17 protein-coding genes are annotated in these 14,698 nt (G+C 61.8%); 13 read left to right on the forward strand and 4 right to left on the reverse strand.

Going from position 1 to position 14,698, the window contains the following annotated elements; genetic code table 11:
• Positions 1-322: 322 nt before the first annotated feature.
• Positions 323-2,065, forward strand: a complete 1,743-nt coding sequence (locus Tal182_RS19205; protein WP_085860426.1) for a chemotaxis protein — start codon at positions 323-325, stop codon at positions 2,063-2,065.
• A gap of 126 nt (positions 2,066-2,191) precedes the next feature.
• On the opposite strand, the gene Tal182_RS19210 is transcribed toward Tal182_RS19205, so the two are convergent.
• Positions 2,192-3,274, reverse strand: coding sequence for a tetratricopeptide repeat protein (locus Tal182_RS19210; RefSeq protein WP_085860427.1), 1,083 nt, complete (start codon positions 3,272-3,274; stop codon positions 2,192-2,194).
• Between the two features lie 10 nt (positions 3,275-3,284).
• Positions 3,285-3,938, reverse strand: coding sequence for a thiamine phosphate synthase (locus Tal182_RS19215; protein ID WP_085860428.1), 654 nt, complete (start codon positions 3,936-3,938; stop codon positions 3,285-3,287).
• 108 nt (positions 3,939-4,046) lie between these two features.
• Between Tal182_RS19215 and Tal182_RS19220 the strand changes: the two genes are divergently transcribed.
• Both Tal182_RS19220 and Tal182_RS19225 read left to right on the forward strand, forming a co-directional pair.
• Entirely contained in the window at positions 4,047-4,808 is a 762-nt protein-coding gene (locus tag Tal182_RS19220) for a sulfite exporter TauE/SafE family protein (protein WP_085860991.1), read from the forward strand.
• A gap of 70 nt (positions 4,809-4,878) precedes the next feature.
• Complete coding sequence (locus Tal182_RS19225) at positions 4,879-5,139, forward strand: metalloregulator ArsR/SmtB family transcription factor (protein WP_003552646.1); 261 nt, start codon at positions 4,879-4,881, stop codon at positions 5,137-5,139.
• Between the two features lie 196 nt (positions 5,140-5,335).
• Here the strand turns inward: Tal182_RS19225 and Tal182_RS19230 are convergent, their stop codons facing one another.
• A complete protein-coding gene (locus Tal182_RS19230) occupies positions 5,336-5,509 on the reverse strand; it encodes a DUF465 domain-containing protein (RefSeq protein ID WP_064804872.1) in 174 nt (57 codons plus the stop codon).
• Positions 5,510-5,737: 228 nt separating this feature from the next.
• Between Tal182_RS19230 and Tal182_RS19235 the strand changes: the two genes are divergently transcribed.
• The 8 genes from Tal182_RS19235 (at position 5,738) to Tal182_RS19270 (ending at position 12,661) form a co-directional block, all read left to right on the forward strand.
• Entirely contained in the window at positions 5,738-5,941 is a 204-nt protein-coding gene (locus tag Tal182_RS19235; protein ID WP_010028538.1) for a DUF465 domain-containing protein, read from the forward strand.
• 16 nt (positions 5,942-5,957) lie between these two features.
• Positions 5,958-6,452, forward strand: coding sequence for a 5-(carboxyamino)imidazole ribonucleotide mutase (purE, locus tag Tal182_RS19240; protein WP_064811306.1), 495 nt, complete (start codon positions 5,958-5,960; stop codon positions 6,450-6,452).
• Positions 6,449-7,525 carry a 5-(carboxyamino)imidazole ribonucleotide synthase gene (locus Tal182_RS19245; RefSeq protein WP_085860429.1) on the forward strand — a complete coding sequence of 359 codons (1,077 nt, stop codon included), beginning with the start codon at positions 6,449-6,451 and terminating at the stop codon, positions 7,523-7,525. The genes purE and Tal182_RS19245 overlap by 4 nt, the downstream gene beginning before the upstream one ends.
• 165 nt (positions 7,526-7,690) lie before the next feature.
• The gene (gene ykgO / locus Tal182_RS19250; protein ID WP_003582204.1) at positions 7,691-7,816 is read left to right on the forward strand and encodes a type B 50S ribosomal protein L36; all 126 of its coding nucleotides are present in this window, start codon (positions 7,691-7,693) and stop codon (positions 7,814-7,816) included.
• A 105-nt stretch (positions 7,817-7,921) separates the two neighbouring features.
• On the forward strand, positions 7,922-8,536 hold the full coding sequence (locus Tal182_RS19255; RefSeq protein ID WP_085860430.1) for a hypothetical protein: 615 nt from the start codon (positions 7,922-7,924) through the stop codon (positions 8,534-8,536).
• Between the two features lie 111 nt (positions 8,537-8,647).
• Entirely contained in the window at positions 8,648-9,703 is a 1,056-nt protein-coding gene (locus tag Tal182_RS19260) for an alpha/beta hydrolase (RefSeq protein WP_085860431.1), read from the forward strand.
• A gap of 124 nt (positions 9,704-9,827) precedes the next feature.
• A complete protein-coding gene (gene ggt, locus Tal182_RS19265) occupies positions 9,828-11,564 on the forward strand; it encodes a gamma-glutamyltransferase (protein WP_085860432.1) in 1,737 nt (578 codons plus the stop codon).
• A 122-nt stretch (positions 11,565-11,686) separates the two neighbouring features.
• On the forward strand, positions 11,687-12,661 hold the full coding sequence (locus Tal182_RS19270; protein ID WP_085860433.1) for a threonine/serine dehydratase: 975 nt from the start codon (positions 11,687-11,689) through the stop codon (positions 12,659-12,661).
• 55 nt (positions 12,662-12,716) lie between these two features.
• On the opposite strand, the gene Tal182_RS19275 is transcribed toward Tal182_RS19270, so the two are convergent.
• Positions 12,717-13,613 (reverse strand): LysR substrate-binding domain-containing protein, encoded by an 897-nt coding sequence (locus tag Tal182_RS19275; RefSeq protein WP_085860434.1) that lies wholly within the window; start codon positions 13,611-13,613, stop codon positions 12,717-12,719.
• 113 nt (positions 13,614-13,726) lie between these two features.
• Between Tal182_RS19275 and Tal182_RS19280 the strand changes: the two genes are divergently transcribed.
• Complete coding sequence (locus Tal182_RS19280; RefSeq protein ID WP_085860435.1) at positions 13,727-14,146, forward strand: tautomerase family protein; 420 nt, start codon at positions 13,727-13,729, stop codon at positions 14,144-14,146.
• Positions 14,143-14,697, forward strand: coding sequence for a DUF4865 family protein (locus tag Tal182_RS19285; RefSeq protein ID WP_085860436.1), 555 nt, complete (start codon positions 14,143-14,145; stop codon positions 14,695-14,697). The genes Tal182_RS19280 and Tal182_RS19285 overlap by 4 nt, the downstream gene beginning before the upstream one ends.
• Position 14,698 lies beyond the last annotated feature (1 nt).

Raw genomic sequence — 14,698 nt, forward strand, 5'->3', positions numbered from 1 at the left:
CCGAGAAATACTTACTACCCTAAGAGGACTCTCACGACAGCGTTAATACAGAGTAAACAGCGGTTGTAGAAAACTGTCGTGTACGCGGACCGCGACTCCTAATTCTCATCCTGGATAAGTTGTATCCGTCTAGAAACTTAGAGAAATAAACAAAGTGAAAACAGACTATTAAATAATCTCTTTTGGCTGGGAACTGTATCGAGCCCCTCATTCAGACCTCATTAATCACAACGCAGGCGAGTCTGTTGCGTTTACCTGACATTTCCATTCTGCCCGTAAAAATAGAGTCAAATGGCCTGCGTTTTTAAGAAAAGGTATAAAAGTGGCACACGCTCTGGTATCATCCGACGCTGCAGCCTACAGATCGGGGCGGGGGATCACTCAGACCCTGGAATCTGCCCGCTGCCAAGTCGAGGAGCGTTTTCTCGAGGGCGGCTCGGTGCTGCTGTCGGTGATGGATGTCCTCAACCGCCTGCTGAATTCGCTCGAAAGTGTCGCCAAGGCACTCGATGACAACGAGGCGAGCGATACCAGCGCCGATCTCCGCGCCACGGTGGAAAGCCTGACTGCATTGCCGGTCACCGAAGAAAATCGCCAGCAGGCGCTCATCTCGTTGGCGCAAACCGGCAGGGAACTGCGCAAGCATGTCGCCGACATGCAGGAGACGATGCGTTATCTCAGAACCTTTGCCGTGACCGTCAAGATCACCGGCGCCGGCCTTGCGGAATTCGCCGGCTTTGCTCAAGAGATCCTGGAACGAATCTATTCGGGCACCGACGAGGTCAATCGCTTCGCCGCCCATCTCGACAGCCTCGAGAAAGAGGTCAAACTCGCCGCCTCCTTCGGTGTCAGCGTTTCCAAAGGCTACGCCGATACCGTTCCCGCCGTCGCCCGAGCCCTGCGCGATGATGCCGCCAAGATCGCCGAACATCGCAAGAACCTCGGCGTCATCGCCCGTGAGGTCGGCGCGATTGCACGCGGCGTCCAGAGCAAGGTCAGCTCGACTCTGTCGGCCCTGCAGATCGGCGATATCACCCGTCAGCGCATCGAGCATGTACAAGCAACCTTTTCGCTGCTTGAAGATTTCCTCGCCGGCGAAGATGGCGCAAGGCTCGACGCCGGTGCGCGCCAGCGTCTCCAGAATGTCGTTCACCATCTGACCGCGGCGCAGATGAGCGACATGTGCGTCAATTTCCAGCGGGATTCGGAGAACGTCGTCAAGACGATTGCGAGTTTCGACCACGACATGCGGGAAATCCTCAAGCTGCGCGATCAAATGGGCACCGAAAGCGGCGAAACCGGCGGCAATTTCATGCGCGCACTGGAATCCAGCGTTTCCGCCGCCCACGAGATCGTCAAGCAGGTCGACGCGGCAAGCCGGCAGGCCGACCAGCTAAGCCATTCGACAATCGGCACGGCCGCCAAGCTTTCCGAAGCCATCACCAACATCCGCGTTGTCAGGACCGACATCCATTACATGGCTTTGAACACCAATCTGCGCTGCAGCCGGCTTGGAGAGGAAGGCAAATCGATCAATGTCGTCACCGCCGAGCTGCGTATCTTCGCCGGCAAGCTCGATGAATCCGCCGACGCCATCGTCAACGGCCTGCCCGCGCTCGAAGCCGCCGCCGGGCGCGTGGCTCCCGCCACGGACGCCGCGGCCGGCGGACTGGGCGAGAGCCTGACCTCGGCCGTCGGCAACATCCGCTCCGCGGCTAATGTCATGGAAAATGAGCTGAAGGTGCTCGCCGAGAACGGCCGCGAGGTCGCCACCAAGATCGGCCAGCTGATCGGCAAGCTCGACTTTCAGCACGAACTCGGCGATGTCCTTGCCCGCTGCGCCAATGTGCTCGAAGACGTCGCCGGCACCGATGTCGCCGATATCTCCGATTTCGCGGAGGCCATCGCACCGCTCGACCGTAAGATCTTCAAGCTCTACACGATGATCCAGGAGCGCAACATTCATCGCGACATCATCCCGGCGAGCGAGGAAAGCATTCCAGCGCCCGCCGAGACCGCCAAAGCCGAAAGCGACGAGGATCTTTTCGCCGACGCGCTGTTCTAGAGCATGTCTCGCAAAGCTGTGCAGCGGTTGTTTTGCGATAAAGACATGCAGAAAAACAAGGACCGAAAGCACGATACGCGAATCTGAAAGATCGCGACATGCTTTAGAAAATGAAACGCGCGGTGGCTATCGCCGCCGGAATTTGTTGGCGGCATCGATCGCCGCCTTCTGCTGATCGTCCTCGATCCCGAGATAGAAATCCTCGAGCGCCGGATCGGCAAGCCCGGCACGGCGTGACAGCACATACCACTTCGCCGCCTCGATCGGATTCGGCGGCGTGCCGATGGCGTTGATGTAGAGATGGGCGAGTTTGTTCTGCGCAACGACATTGCCGCCATTGGCGGCAAGTTTCAGCCATTCGAAACCCTTGACGTAATCCTTGGGGCCACCGACGCCGTTGACGAGCCAGATGCCGAGATCGAGCTCGGCCGTGTCGAAACCGGCGCGCGCGGCGCGCGCCATCCACTCGCGGGCGAGCTGCTTCTTTTCCTCCGGCAGGTCCTTCAGCGTCGCATAGATCTGCGCCACGGCATATTGCGAATCCGCAATGCCCTGTTCGGCCGATTTCTCGTAGAACGGTAGCGCGAGCTTCAGCCCCTTTTCGCCGGGATTGTCGGCGACCACAATCTGCGCCCAGTTGAATTCGGCCGAAGGATTGCCGGCCTCGGCCGCCTTGCGCATATAGTCGTCGGCTTTGACCTTATCGCGCGGCACACCCTGGCCTTCCATCAGCATCAGCGCATATTTGAACATCGCCGCAGGATCGCCGCCTTCGGCCGCCTTGCCGTACCAGAAGGCAGCGCCTTTCACATCCTTCTTGACGCCGAGGCCTTGCGAGAGGATTTCGCCGATCAGCGTCTGCGCCGCCGGATCGCCGAGCTGGGCGCGCGGCAGCGCCTTATCCATTGCCGTCAGATAATATCCGCGCTGATAGGCGCCATACGCCTCGTCGATCGGCCCTTTGTAATCCTTCTCGGGCGGGAGGTCGGGCAGCTTCGCGCCCATGCGATCGAAAACGCCGACACCGTCCGAGGGCTTCACATCCCCGTTGGTGAGCCGGTCGGTGCGAAAGCTTGACGCCGGCGCAGTACCCGGCTGGCTGATGACGCTGTCCGGTGCCTGCGCCACAGCGATATCAGACCCGCCCGCAGTGAGGGCGACTATGCTGGCAAGCAGATATTTCAAAGGGCGGGCGGGCAGGATCGGCATGAGCGGGATTTCAATCCTCAAACCGTGGCGCTTTTTCGTCAAGCAGAGCATTGATCTTGGCAACGATGGACGGCGCTCGGCCGGGCTCCCCGAAGACCGCCAGCCGCAGCGCCACGAACTCTGCTCCGGTCTCGGCGACGGCAAGAGCAGACGCCGGATCGGTGCCGCCCATGACGATGCAGGGGATTTCGATCATCGAGGCCCACCATTCGCCGAGCGCAAGGTTCTTGGGATGCGCCTCCGGCTTGATATCCCCATCGAGCTTGCCAAAGAAGATATAATCCGGCCTGGCTTCGCCGATCTCCAGCGCATTGTGCCGGTCGCTGGCATTGCCGCCGCCGACGATCAGCTTCGGAGCGTGTTTGTCGATCGCCTCCGACAGTGCCTGCGCGTTGCCGGTAAGATGCAGGCCATCGGCCTTCGCCCGACCCGCCACGCGGCTGTCGCCTGCAATCAGCGCGGCGGCCCCCGCATCCTGGATCACCGGCACCAGCTTTTCGGCATGTTTCTGGAAGGCGCCATCGTCGAGCCCGTATTGCGGCACGATGACGGAGGCGACATCGCCGCCCTTCAGTGCATCGGCGACGATCCTTGCCTGTTCATCGGCGTCGGCGATATCAGGGACGATGAGCACCAGGCGGCAGCGGTTTTCGGCTTCGGTCATGAGGTCTTTCCGTTTCCTGCGAATTCCCTTCTCGAAAGGACGGATCCGCACTCGTTTTGTGTGAGTAGTTCCGTTAGAGGAGGCTTGCAAGAGGAGGACGTCGAAAGCATGCCGCAGGACTTGTCATTCTACTACGCCGCCGTGCCCGCAGTTCTGCTCGTCGGCCTCGCAAAAGGCGGCATGGGCGACGCTTTGTCGCTGATCGGCCTGCCCTTTCTCGCTCTGGTCGTCTCGCCGCTCGAAGCGGCGGCGATCCTGCTGCCGATCCTGGTCTTCATGGACATGATCTCGCTCGGCATCTGGCGCAGGCATGGCGATTGGGCGACACTGAAGATCATGCTGCCGGGCGCAATTCTCGGTATTGCCCTCGGCTGGGCGACCTCGGCGCTCGTTCCCGGCAACGTCCTGCGCGTCGTCATCGGCGCGGTGACGATCCTCTTCTGCCTGCGCTATTTCTGGAACAATTTCGGCCCCGGCGCCAGCAAGACGATCCCGCCGCGCGGACAGCGGCCGGTCGCCGCCGGTCTCTGGGGGACGTTTTCGGGATATGGCAGCTTCGTTGCCCATGCCGGCGGGGCGCCGTTTCAGATCTATGCCCTACCGCTCAAACTGGAGCCGCGCGAATATACCGGCACCAGCGTGCGCTTCTTCGCAATCCTCAACGCCATCAAGCTCATTCCCTACTTTGCCCTCGGCCAGCTCGACACACAGAACCTTGCGACCTCCGCCACGCTCTTGCCTTTCGCGCCGCTCGCCACTCTTGCCGGCGCCTGGTGCGTGCGCCGCATGAAGCCGCAGATCTTTTATCCCTTCATGTATACGATGGCGCTGATCGCGGCCCTTCTGATCATGCGCGAGGGCCTCGGCTAGTAAGCGCGGCGGCACGCTGCAATGCACAATTTCCTTGCTGCAACGGCCGGTTTGACGTAGCGTTCCCGCCATGTCGAACACGGACCCTTTCTCTGCGATTGCCGACCCGAACCGGCGCTTTCTGCTGGAGGAATTGCGGCGCGCGCCGCGCACCGTCAACGAGCTTGCCGAGGGCCTGCCGATCAGTCGTCCCGCTGTCTCGCAGCATCTGAAGGCACTGCTCGACAGCAATCTTGTCTCCGTGACCTCGGAAGGTACGAAACGCATCTATGCGGTCAACAACCGCGGCTTTGACAAGCTCAATCTGTGGCTAGATCAGTTCTGGGCCTGACCGCACCTCCCATAACACCCCGGACGCAATCATTATAACGTCATTTGCTGCAAGCAGACGCAAACGCGCCAGCCGCAACGTCACAAAGCATCGGGCTGGCGCAATTCTGGTGTAATCACCGGTTCTTGCAAATTTTAGGCGGAATGGATGGATTTACCTCTTGCGCAAGATGATCGACCGGCGACCCTTGGGAAGATTAATGGACGGATGACTTGAGACGCTGAATCTCGTCCTTGATGCGCAGCTTGCGGCGCTTGCATTCGGCAATTTCTGTATCGGAGATAGAGGGAGCTGTTCTGAGTGCATGCAACTCCTCCTCAAGAGCGACATGCTTTTTGTGGAGTGATTCAAGATGAGCTTCAACTGTCATTTGACCCTTCCTTCCTCTTACCCTCCCCGACCATCGTCGTCGGGGATCAAGGTGTCAACGGGGCGGACTGTGACATATTTTTGACGGCTTGTCGAAGGCGAAAAGATGAAGAAGAGATGGCAAATTCATGATCAAGACTAACTAGCCGTTACCCGTATTTGGTGATAGGAGCTTGCGGAAATCATCGGCAGATCGGACAAGGTCCGAGGACGATAACGGGGAATGCATATGGCCGATCAGGAACAGGCGGAAATCAGGCTCATGGTGGCGCGTCTGCGCCAGGAGCACGAGGATTTCGACGCTGCAATCAACGCCATGATCGAGACCGGATGCGACGCTCTGCGAATCCAGCGCATGAAGAAGAAGAAGCTCGTCATCAAGGACAAGCTCTCCAAGCTGGAAGACCAGATCGTTCCCGATATCATTGCCTGAAAGGAACGGTCGCAGGATGACAGATAGACCACTCGTCGCCATCATCATGGGCAGCCAATCCGATTGGGAGACCATGAAGAACGCGGCTGACACGCTGGAAGCGCTGGAAATCGCTTATGATGCGCGCATCATCTCAGCGCACCGTACGCCCGAGCGCATGATGAATTTCGCCAAGGGCGCGCGTGCGGAAGGCTTCAAGGTCATCATCGCCGGCGCCGGCGGCGCAGCACACCTGCCGGGCATGACCGCATCGATGACGCCGCTGCCGGTCTTCGGCGTGCCGGTCCAGTCGAAGACCATGTCCGGCCAGGACAGCCTTCTTTCCATCGTGCAGATGCCGGCCGGCATTCCGGTTGGGACCCTCGCCATAGGCAAGGCGGGTGCGGTCAACGCCGCTCTTCTCGCCGCCGCCGTGCTGGCCCTTTCCGACGAAGAGATTGCCGACCGGCTCGACGAATGGCGCGAGCGCCAGAGTGCTGCCGTCGCCGAATATCCAATGGACGACCAATGACCATAGGAACGATCGGCATTGTCGGCGGCGGCCAGCTCGGCCGCATGCTGGCCATCGCAGCCGCCAGATTGAATTTCCGCACTGTCATCCTCGAGCCGCAGCTCGACTGCCCCGCCGCCCAACTGGCGAACCGGCAGATCGTCGCCGCCTATGACGATCCGGCGGCACTGGCCGAACTGGCAGACGCCTGCGATGTCGTCACCTACGAATTCGAGAACGTGCCCGTCGCGGCCGCCGAAGCGCTCTCGGCAAGCATCGCCGTCTATCCACCTGCCAAGGCGCTCGAGGCCGCCCAGGACCGGCTCGTCGAAAAACGCTTCCTCAACAGCTGCGGCATATCAACCGCTCGCTTTCATGCGGTCGACAGCCAGGCCGATCTCGAAACCGCGCTGAAAGATTTCGGCGGCCAGGGCGTGCTGAAGACCCGCCGTCTCGGTTATGACGGCAAGGGGCAGAAGGTTTTCCGCTCGCCCGCCGACAATCCTGACGGCGCCTATGCCGCGCTCGGGGCCGTACCGCTCATCCTCGAAAGCTTCGTCGCCTTCGAGCGCGAGGTCTCGATCATCGCCGCGCGTGCCGCGGATGGAACGGTCGTCTGCTTCGATCCCGCCGAGAATGTCCACCGCAACGGCATCCTCCACACCTCGACCGTTCCGGCCGCAATCTCGGCGACGACAGCGGAGGCCGCGCGTCGATCGGCCGAAAAGATTCTCGCCGCGTTGAACTATGTCGGCGTGATCGGCATCGAATTCTTCGTGCTCGCCGACGGCGGCCTGATCGCCAACGAGATGGCGCCGCGCGTCCACAATTCCGGTCACTGGACGGAAGCCGCCTGCGTCGTCAGCCAGTTCGAGCAGCATATCCGCGCTGTCGCCGGCCTGCCGCTCGGCAATGGCGAGCGGCACTCCGACTGCGTCATGCAGAATCTGGTCGGCGACGATATCCTTGCCGTTCGCGACTGGCTGCAGCGTCCCGACACGCTGGTTCACCTCTATGGCAAGAACGAGTGGCGCCCCGGCCGTAAAATGGGTCACGTCACGACATTGGGCCCGAAATTGCCGGTTTCGCGGTGAGAAAACGGCCGTGCGGCTTGGGAAAAACACCGTCACGTGGTTGACACGCTGGAGGTGACGGGGTATCTGCACCCCCACCTAAAGAGCGCGCTCCGACGGCGCGCTTTTGATTGTTAAAGTTACGGGCGAATGTGAATTCCCCCATAGAGATCGCGGATCAGAAAAATGAAGATCAAGAATTCGCTCAAGTCGCTCAAGGCTCGTCACCGTGACAACCGTCTGGTTCGTCGCAAGGGCCGCATCTACATCATCAACAAGCTGAACCCGCGCTACAAGGCTCGTCAGGGCTGATTGCGCATCCGGATCGTGCGCCGCGCAGATTGCGCCGACGGACATCCGGTGGTCGCTGCGGTGATCACGTCTAATTTGTTTGATCTTCGGCGCTGGCGGACTAATATGTCCGCCATGCGCTTTTTTGCTTTGACGTCAGCGGTGCTGCCGCTCGCCTTCATCCTTTCCACCCCCCCGTTTCCGGCCGCCGCGGCCGAAAAGAACGTCATTGTCGAGCGGAGGGATGCCAGTAGTACGCCGAAGCAGCGTCTCGACCAGCTCTTCAGTCAGCTGAAGCGCGAGCGTGATCCTGACAAGGCCAGCAGCATCGCCAATGAAATTCGTCTGGAATGGAATGACTCCGGCAGTGCGACCGTGAACCTGCTGATGCAATGGGCCGACAAGGCGATCGAGGAAAAGCGCAATCCCGCCGCTCTCGATTTCCTCGACGAGGCGATTGCCCTCAAACCCGATTATGCCGAGAGCTGGAATCGCCGCGCCACGCTGAATTTCGTCATGGGCAATTACCGCAAGTCGATGTCCGACATCGAGCATGTGCTGGATATCGAGCCGCGCCATTTCGGCGCGCTCTCCGGCATGGCCGCGATCCTCAGCAATTCCGGCAATGACCAATTGACGCTGAAGGCCTGGGAACGGTTCCTCGATATCTATCCCGCCGATCGCACCGCGCAGGAGCAGGTCAACATGCTTGCGGAAAAACTGGCCGGCAATCGAACCTGAAGCAGGCTCACCGAGCTTGACCTGCGGCCAGAGCGCACAATTTTAGAAACTGTCGAGGGAATTTGACACGACCATCCCCCGCAAAATCCATCGATCATCGCCGTTAAGATCATGCTTGCCGAAGTTTCCGCTCTTCTCGCCCCGCTCGCCGCCGCTATGGGCTACTCCTCTTACAAGGCCCGGCAATTCGAACAGACCTATCCGAATATCGGCGAATTGACGGATGTCGGCGGCTATCGCATGAACGCCGTCCATGTCGAGCGTCCCCAAAATGCGGATCTGCCGGCCCTCGTCTTCATTCACGGCGCCAGCGGCAATCTGCTCGATCAGCTCGTCGCCTTTCGCGCCCCGCTCGATGGCCGGGCGGAAATGCTGTTCGTCGATCGTCCCGGTCACGGTTATTCCGAACGCGGCGGCCCTGAGAACGCCGTCCCCTCCGGCCAGGCCGACGCAATCGCCCGACTGATGGAAAAGTGCAGCATCGAGAAGGCGATCATCGTCGGCCATTCCTTCGGCGGTGCGATCACCGCCGCCTTCGGACTACGCCATCCGGATAAGACCGCCGGTCTGCTCTTCCTCGCACCCGCCACCCATCCGTGGCCCGGCGGCATCGACTGGTATTATCATGTGGCAACCGTGCCGGTCATCGGTTGGCTCTTCAACCACGCCATCGTCGTTCCGCTTGGACTGAGCCGGCTGGAGCGCGGCACGCTGAATGTCTTCCGTCCCAATCCACGCCCTGCCGACTACATCGAAAAAACCGGCCCATCGCTGGTGCTGCGGCCGCGCACCTTCCACAACAATGCCGCCGATTTCAAAAGACTGCTCGCCTATGTGAAGGAGCAGTCGCCGCTCTATTCGCAGATCACCGCGCCGACCGTCATCATCACAGGCGACCGCGACGAGATCGTCTGGGAACACCTGCATTCGCGCGGCCTCGCCCGCGATATAGCAGGCTCCGAACTCGTGACTGTCGGCGGCGTGGGCCATAAGCCGGATTATCTCGCCACCGACGTCGCTATCGCCGCCATGGAAAAGATCGCCGGCGAGCCGCGCGACCTCCAGGCGGCCGCCCGCCGCGCCGAAGAGCGGCTCGCCGCCTCTCTCCGCGATCAGGCGATCCAAATCCAGCCGTCGCTCATGCCCGGCGCTCTCCACGGCGGTTGATCTCTGCGGCGGTGTCCCTGTTGGACATTCGGCCGGCTTCCTCGCACAAAGCCTGTTCCCCGCATTGCCGCGGGCCGCAGCAGCCCCATATGTCTTTCCGTTGTTGTCCATAGGAGGGGAAATCATGGGCCGCCTGCATATCGGGACGATCTCCATCATATCGGCATTGTCGCTGAGCCTGACTGCGACTTTCGCGGCATCGCCCGCGCCAGTCGAAGCCGAACACGGGATGGTCGTCACCGCCCAGCATCTGGCGACCGATGTCGGCGTCGAGGTGCTGAAGAGCGGCGGCAACGCCGTCGATGCGGCGGTCGCCGTCGGTTATGCACTGGCGGTCGTCTATCCCTCGGCCGGCAATCTCGGCGGCGGCGGCTTCATGACCATCCGCCTGAAAGACGGCACCAAGACCTTCCTCGATTTCCGCGAGCGCGCGCCGATCGCCGCGACGAAGACCATGTATCTCGATGCAAAGGGCGATATCGTGCCGCGGGCCAGCCTTGACGGCTATCTCGCCGTCGGCGTCCCCGGCTCCGTCATGGGTTTCGAGACGGCGCGCGAGAAATACGGCACCCGCTCACGCCAGGACCTGATCGGGCCTGCGCTCCGTTTCGCCAAGGAGGGCTTCATGCTGGAACAGGGTGACGCGGCGATCCTTGCCGGCAGCGCCAAGCGCCTTGCCAAGGACGAGACGGCGGCGAAGATTTTCCTGAAACCGGACGGCAAGCCCTATGGCTCCGGCGAAAAGCTTGCGCAGCCGGATCTCGCTGCGGTCCTTGCGGCCATCTCGGAAAAAGGACCCGAGGCCTTCTATAAGGCCGCCCCCGCCGAAGCGATCGTAAATGCGAGCCAGGCCAAGGGCGGCATCCTCGCCAAGGAGGATTTCGAGCAATACACCGTCCGCGAGCTGAAGCCGATCGAGTGCAATTACCGCGGCTACGACATCATCTCCTCGCCACCACCCTCCTCCGGCGGCGTCATCATCTGCGAGATCCTCAACGTCCTCGAAGGTTATCCGCTCTCCTATCTCGGCTACGCCTCGGCTGAAACCGTGCATGTGATGGTCGAGGCGATGCGCTACGCCTATGTCGACCGCAACGCCGCGCTCGGCGATCCCGATTTCGTCGAGAACCCGGTCGAGAAAATGCTCGACAAGAGCTACGCCAAGGAGATCGCAGCAAAGATCGATCCCTACAAGGCCGGGACTTCGGCCAACCTGAAACCGCTCGGCGGCAAGGAAAGCAACGAGACGACCCATTATTCGATCATTGACGACGAGGGCAATGCGGTTGCCGTCACTTATACGCTGAACGGCTCCTTCGGCGCGGCGGTCGTGGCACCCGGCACCGGCGTTCTGCTCAACAACGAGATGGACGATTTCACTTCCAAACCGGGTGTGCCGAACCTTTATGGCCTCGTTCAGGGCGAAGCCAACGCCATCGCTCCGAAGAAGACGCCGCTCTCCTCGATGAGCCCGACGATCGTCACCCGCGACGGCAAGCCCTTCATGGTGATCGGCAGCCCCGGCGGCTCGCGCATTATCACCATCACGCTGGAGGCGATTTTGAATGTCGTCGACTTCGGCATGGATATCAGCCAGGCCGTCAACGCGCCGCGGTTTCATCACCAATGGCAGCCAGACAAGGTCTATCTCGAGCCCTATGCGCTTTCGCCGGATACGGAAAAGATGCTTGCGGCGATGGGCTATAGCTTCGACGGCGGCAACGATGCGCCGCTCTGGGGTCAGGCCGCCGGCATCCTCGTCGGCGGCAAAAGGCTTGCCACCATCGAAAAGGGCGGCGGCGCACGTTACAACGGCGCTATGGACGCCCGCGCGACGGAAGGCTCGGCGCGCGGCTATTGACGGTCGGCGAGCCGCCGGGCATAGGCGCAAAGGTCATTCATGTCACGGTGACAAAGTCACCGTTCACAAACCGTTTGCCCCGTCCTATGCAGGAGCGACGCCGCAAGCAGGACGATTCTCGAATGGTCAGCATTGAAATGATTGTTGCCGCCCGCGCTCGACTGCGCGGTCGCGCACGCCGAACGCCGCTTCTCTCCTCCCCCTTCCTGAACGAGATCGCCGGCCGGCGCCTGTTCGTGAAGGCGGAATGCCTGCAGCATTCGGGTTCCTTCAAGTTTCGCGGCGGCTGGTCTGCCGTCTCCGGCCTCGACCCGGCCGTACGCACGCGCGGCGTCATCGCCTTCTCCTCGGGCAATCATGCGCAGGGCGTCGCCCTTGCCGCCAAGCTGCACGGCGTGCCCGCCGTCATCATCATGCCGAGCGATGCGCCGAAGCTGAAGATCGCCAACACCCGCGCCTTCGGCGCCGAAGTCGTGCTCTACGACCGCGCCAATGAGGATCGCGACGAAATCGGCGCCCGGCTCTCCGCCGAGCGCGGCCTGACGCTGATCAAGCCTTTCGACGAACCGCTTGTCATTGCCGGCCAAGGCACGACTGGCCTCGAAATCTCCGAACAGGCGGAAGAAGAAGGTGTAACGGAAGCCGAGGTGCTTGTTCCCTGCGGCGGCGGCGGATTGACGTCCGGCATCGCGCTCGCCCTCGAAGCCAGCGCCCCCGGCTTTCGCGTCCGTCCCTGCGAGCCCAGGGACTTCGACGATACCACCCGCTCGCTCGCCTCCGGCAGGATCGAGCGCAACGCCTCGATGTCGGGTTCGATCTGCGATGCGATCATCACGCCGCAGCCCGGCAACATCACCTTTCCGATCTTGAAGCGCCTCGCCGGCGCCGGCATCGTCGTCACCGACGACGAGGCGCTGCGCGCCATGGCGCTCGCCTTCGTCAGGCTGAAGATCGTCGTCGAGCCGGGCGGCGCCGTGGCGCTGGCTGCCGCTCTTTTCCATGGCGAGGCGCTGGAAAGCGATACCGTCGTCGCCGTCACCTCCGGCGGCAATGTCGATACCGACATCTTCGCCATGGCGTTGGAACGCTTCGGCTGAGTATCAGAGCGGCTTCATGGTGATCGGGCCCTGCGCTCGCGGGATAATCGAGATATCAGCCTGCCGTCCCGTGCAGCACGCCATGCACGGACTGTAGAACCAGCGCGCCAAGCCGCGCCGCAGCCGGTTGCAGCTCGGCTTCGGCTCTGTGCAGCACCAGACCGAGCTTCGGCAGCTCAGGCAGGCCGATTGCCTCTGGTGCGAGCGCCCGGACCTTCGCCGGCAGGCCGATCGGTGTGCGGATAGTCAAGCCGAGGCCGGCCGCCGTCGCTGCCCAGAGGCCGCCGAGACTGGGGCTGACGAAGGCGAGCCGCCAGGAGATTCCCGCCGCGTCGAGCGCCTTGGTCGCCGCACTGCGCAACAGGCATGGCGCCTCCAGCGAGGCAAGCGGCATCGGTTCGCCGCTTGCCACATGCCAGCCGAGCTGTCCCTCGGCAGGCCCGATCCAGCACATCGGCACCTCGCCGATGCGCTCGCAATGCGCCGAAAGCGTCCCGTCGCTCCAGGCAAGCGCCAGATCGAGCTTGCCTGAGGTGACCCGCTCGAGCAGTTCGGCATTGCGCACCACCCGCGCCTCGATGCGGACCTTCGGGTGGGCGCGCGCGAAACGGCCGAGCACCTCAGGCAACAAGGTCTCGCCGAAATCCTCCTGCAGACCGAGCCGCACCCAGCCTTCCAGCTCGCCGCTGTGCACGGCCGCCGCCGCCTCGTCATTGAGATCCAGCAACCGTCTGGCATAACCGAGCATCGTTTCGCCGGCGTCGGTCAGCGCCAGCCCGCGGCCCGCCTTGCGGAAGATAGGCGTGCCCGCCTGCTCCTCCAGCTTCTTCAGCTGCGCGCTGACCGCTGACGTCGAACGCCCCAGTTTTTCCGCCGCCTTGGCGAAATTGCCGAGCTCCATGCCGGTCGAAAAGGTCCGAAGCACATCGAGATCGAAAATCGTTCGCCGCATCGTATCATTCCATTTTTTAGGACAGTTGATCCATAAAATTCTGATTTTCAGCATCATCGTGTGCTGCGATGATGCTGCTGTCAAGGCCGACGGCCCGAACCATGGAGATCCCAATGCCCTTCGTCCGCATCTCTCTTCGCAAAGGCAAGTCGCAAGAATATCTCCGAGCGCTTGCCGACAACGTCCAGCGCGCACTGGTCGAGACCTTCGATGTGCCCGAGAACGACCGCTTCCAGGCCATCCATCAGCATGACGAGAATGAGCTGATCTTCGACCGCAGCTATCTCGCCGGCCCGCGCTCGGACGATTTCGTCTATATCTCGATCACCATAGGCCGGCCGCGAACGGCGGAAATGAAGGCAGCGCTGTATCGGCGGCTCGCCGAGCTGCTGGCCCAATCGCCGGGCCTGCGGTCAGAAGACTTGATGATCGTCGTCAGCACCAGCGCGTCTGAGGACTGGTCCTTCGGTGCCGGCATCGCCCAGATGACCGATCCGGACTGGCGACTGCGTGCAGTGGAGAAACGCTCATGATGGCCATGCAATACGGCTTCACCCTGCCAGCCGATTACGACATGTCGATCATCGAGCGCCGCATCTGCGAAAAAGGACCGCTGCTCGACGGCTTTCCCAATCTCGGCTTCAAGGCCTATCTCAGCGCCCGCAAGAACGAGATCGGCAGCCACGACAATCTTTACGCGCCTTTCTATCTCTGGCAGAGACCGGAGGGAGCAAGCGACTTCCTCTGCGGCCCGGGCTTCGAGGCAGTCACCGGCGCCTTCGGCTGGCCCGAGGTGAGTACCTGGATTGTGTGGCAGGCGGAAGTCTCGCCCGACATTGCGGCGTCCCGGTTTGCCACGCGCGATATCCTTCGGACGCAAGCCTATGCGTCGCTTGCCGATCTCCGCCGGGCCGAAAGCGCTGCAACCGAAGCCGATCTGGCGAGAGGCGCACTTGCCTCCATCTCCGGCTTCGAGCCGACGACATGGACGCGCGTCCGCTTCAGGCTATGGCGGGAGATTTCCGAGATCGGCAGGCATACGCAGGCCTATCGAGTCGGCCATCTATCCCTGCCTCGGCCTTGAA

It is taken from the genome of Rhizobium sp. TAL182 (assembly GCF_002117725.1).
GTDB lineage: Bacteria > Pseudomonadota > Alphaproteobacteria > Rhizobiales > Rhizobiaceae > Rhizobium > Rhizobium esperanzae.

Bases quoted from the DNA above. Each gene is read 5' to 3' on its own strand.
- Tal182_RS19285 (WP_085860436.1), top strand. From the start codon at position 14,143: ATGATGGCCATGCAATACGGCTTCACCCTGCCAGCCGATTACGACATG.
- Tal182_RS19260 (WP_085860431.1), top strand. From the start codon at position 8,648: ATGCTTGCCGAAGTTTCCGCTCTTCTCGCCCCGCTCGCCGCCGCTATG.
- Tal182_RS19275 (WP_085860434.1), bottom strand. From the start codon at position 13,613: ATGCGGCGAACGATTTTCGATCTCGATGTGCTTCGGACCTTTTCGACC.
- Tal182_RS19270 (WP_085860433.1), top strand. From the start codon at position 11,687: ATGGTCAGCATTGAAATGATTGTTGCCGCCCGCGCTCGACTGCGCGGT.
- Tal182_RS19255 (WP_085860430.1), top strand. From the start codon at position 7,922: ATGTCCGCCATGCGCTTTTTTGCTTTGACGTCAGCGGTGCTGCCGCTC.
- Tal182_RS19210 (WP_085860427.1), bottom strand. From the start codon at position 3,274: ATGCCGATCCTGCCCGCCCGCCCTTTGAAATATCTGCTTGCCAGCATA.
- Tal182_RS19225 (WP_003552646.1), top strand. From the start codon at position 4,879: ATGTCGAACACGGACCCTTTCTCTGCGATTGCCGACCCGAACCGGCGC.
- Tal182_RS19220 (WP_085860991.1), top strand. From the start codon at position 4,047: ATGCCGCAGGACTTGTCATTCTACTACGCCGCCGTGCCCGCAGTTCTG.
- Tal182_RS19215 (WP_085860428.1), bottom strand. From the start codon at position 3,938: ATGACCGAAGCCGAAAACCGCTGCCGCCTGGTGCTCATCGTCCCTGAT.
- Tal182_RS19280 (WP_085860435.1), top strand. From the start codon at position 13,727: ATGCCCTTCGTCCGCATCTCTCTTCGCAAAGGCAAGTCGCAAGAATAT.
- purE (WP_064811306.1), top strand. From the start codon at position 5,958: ATGACAGATAGACCACTCGTCGCCATCATCATGGGCAGCCAATCCGAT.
- ggt (WP_085860432.1), top strand. From the start codon at position 9,828: ATGGGCCGCCTGCATATCGGGACGATCTCCATCATATCGGCATTGTCG.
- Tal182_RS19235 (WP_010028538.1), top strand. From the start codon at position 5,738: ATGGCCGATCAGGAACAGGCGGAAATCAGGCTCATGGTGGCGCGTCTG.
- ykgO (WP_003582204.1), top strand. From the start codon at position 7,691: ATGAAGATCAAGAATTCGCTCAAGTCGCTCAAGGCTCGTCACCGTGAC.
- Tal182_RS19230 (WP_064804872.1), bottom strand. From the start codon at position 5,509: ATGACAGTTGAAGCTCATCTTGAATCACTCCACAAAAAGCATGTCGCT.
- Tal182_RS19245 (WP_085860429.1), top strand. From the start codon at position 6,449: ATGACCATAGGAACGATCGGCATTGTCGGCGGCGGCCAGCTCGGCCGC.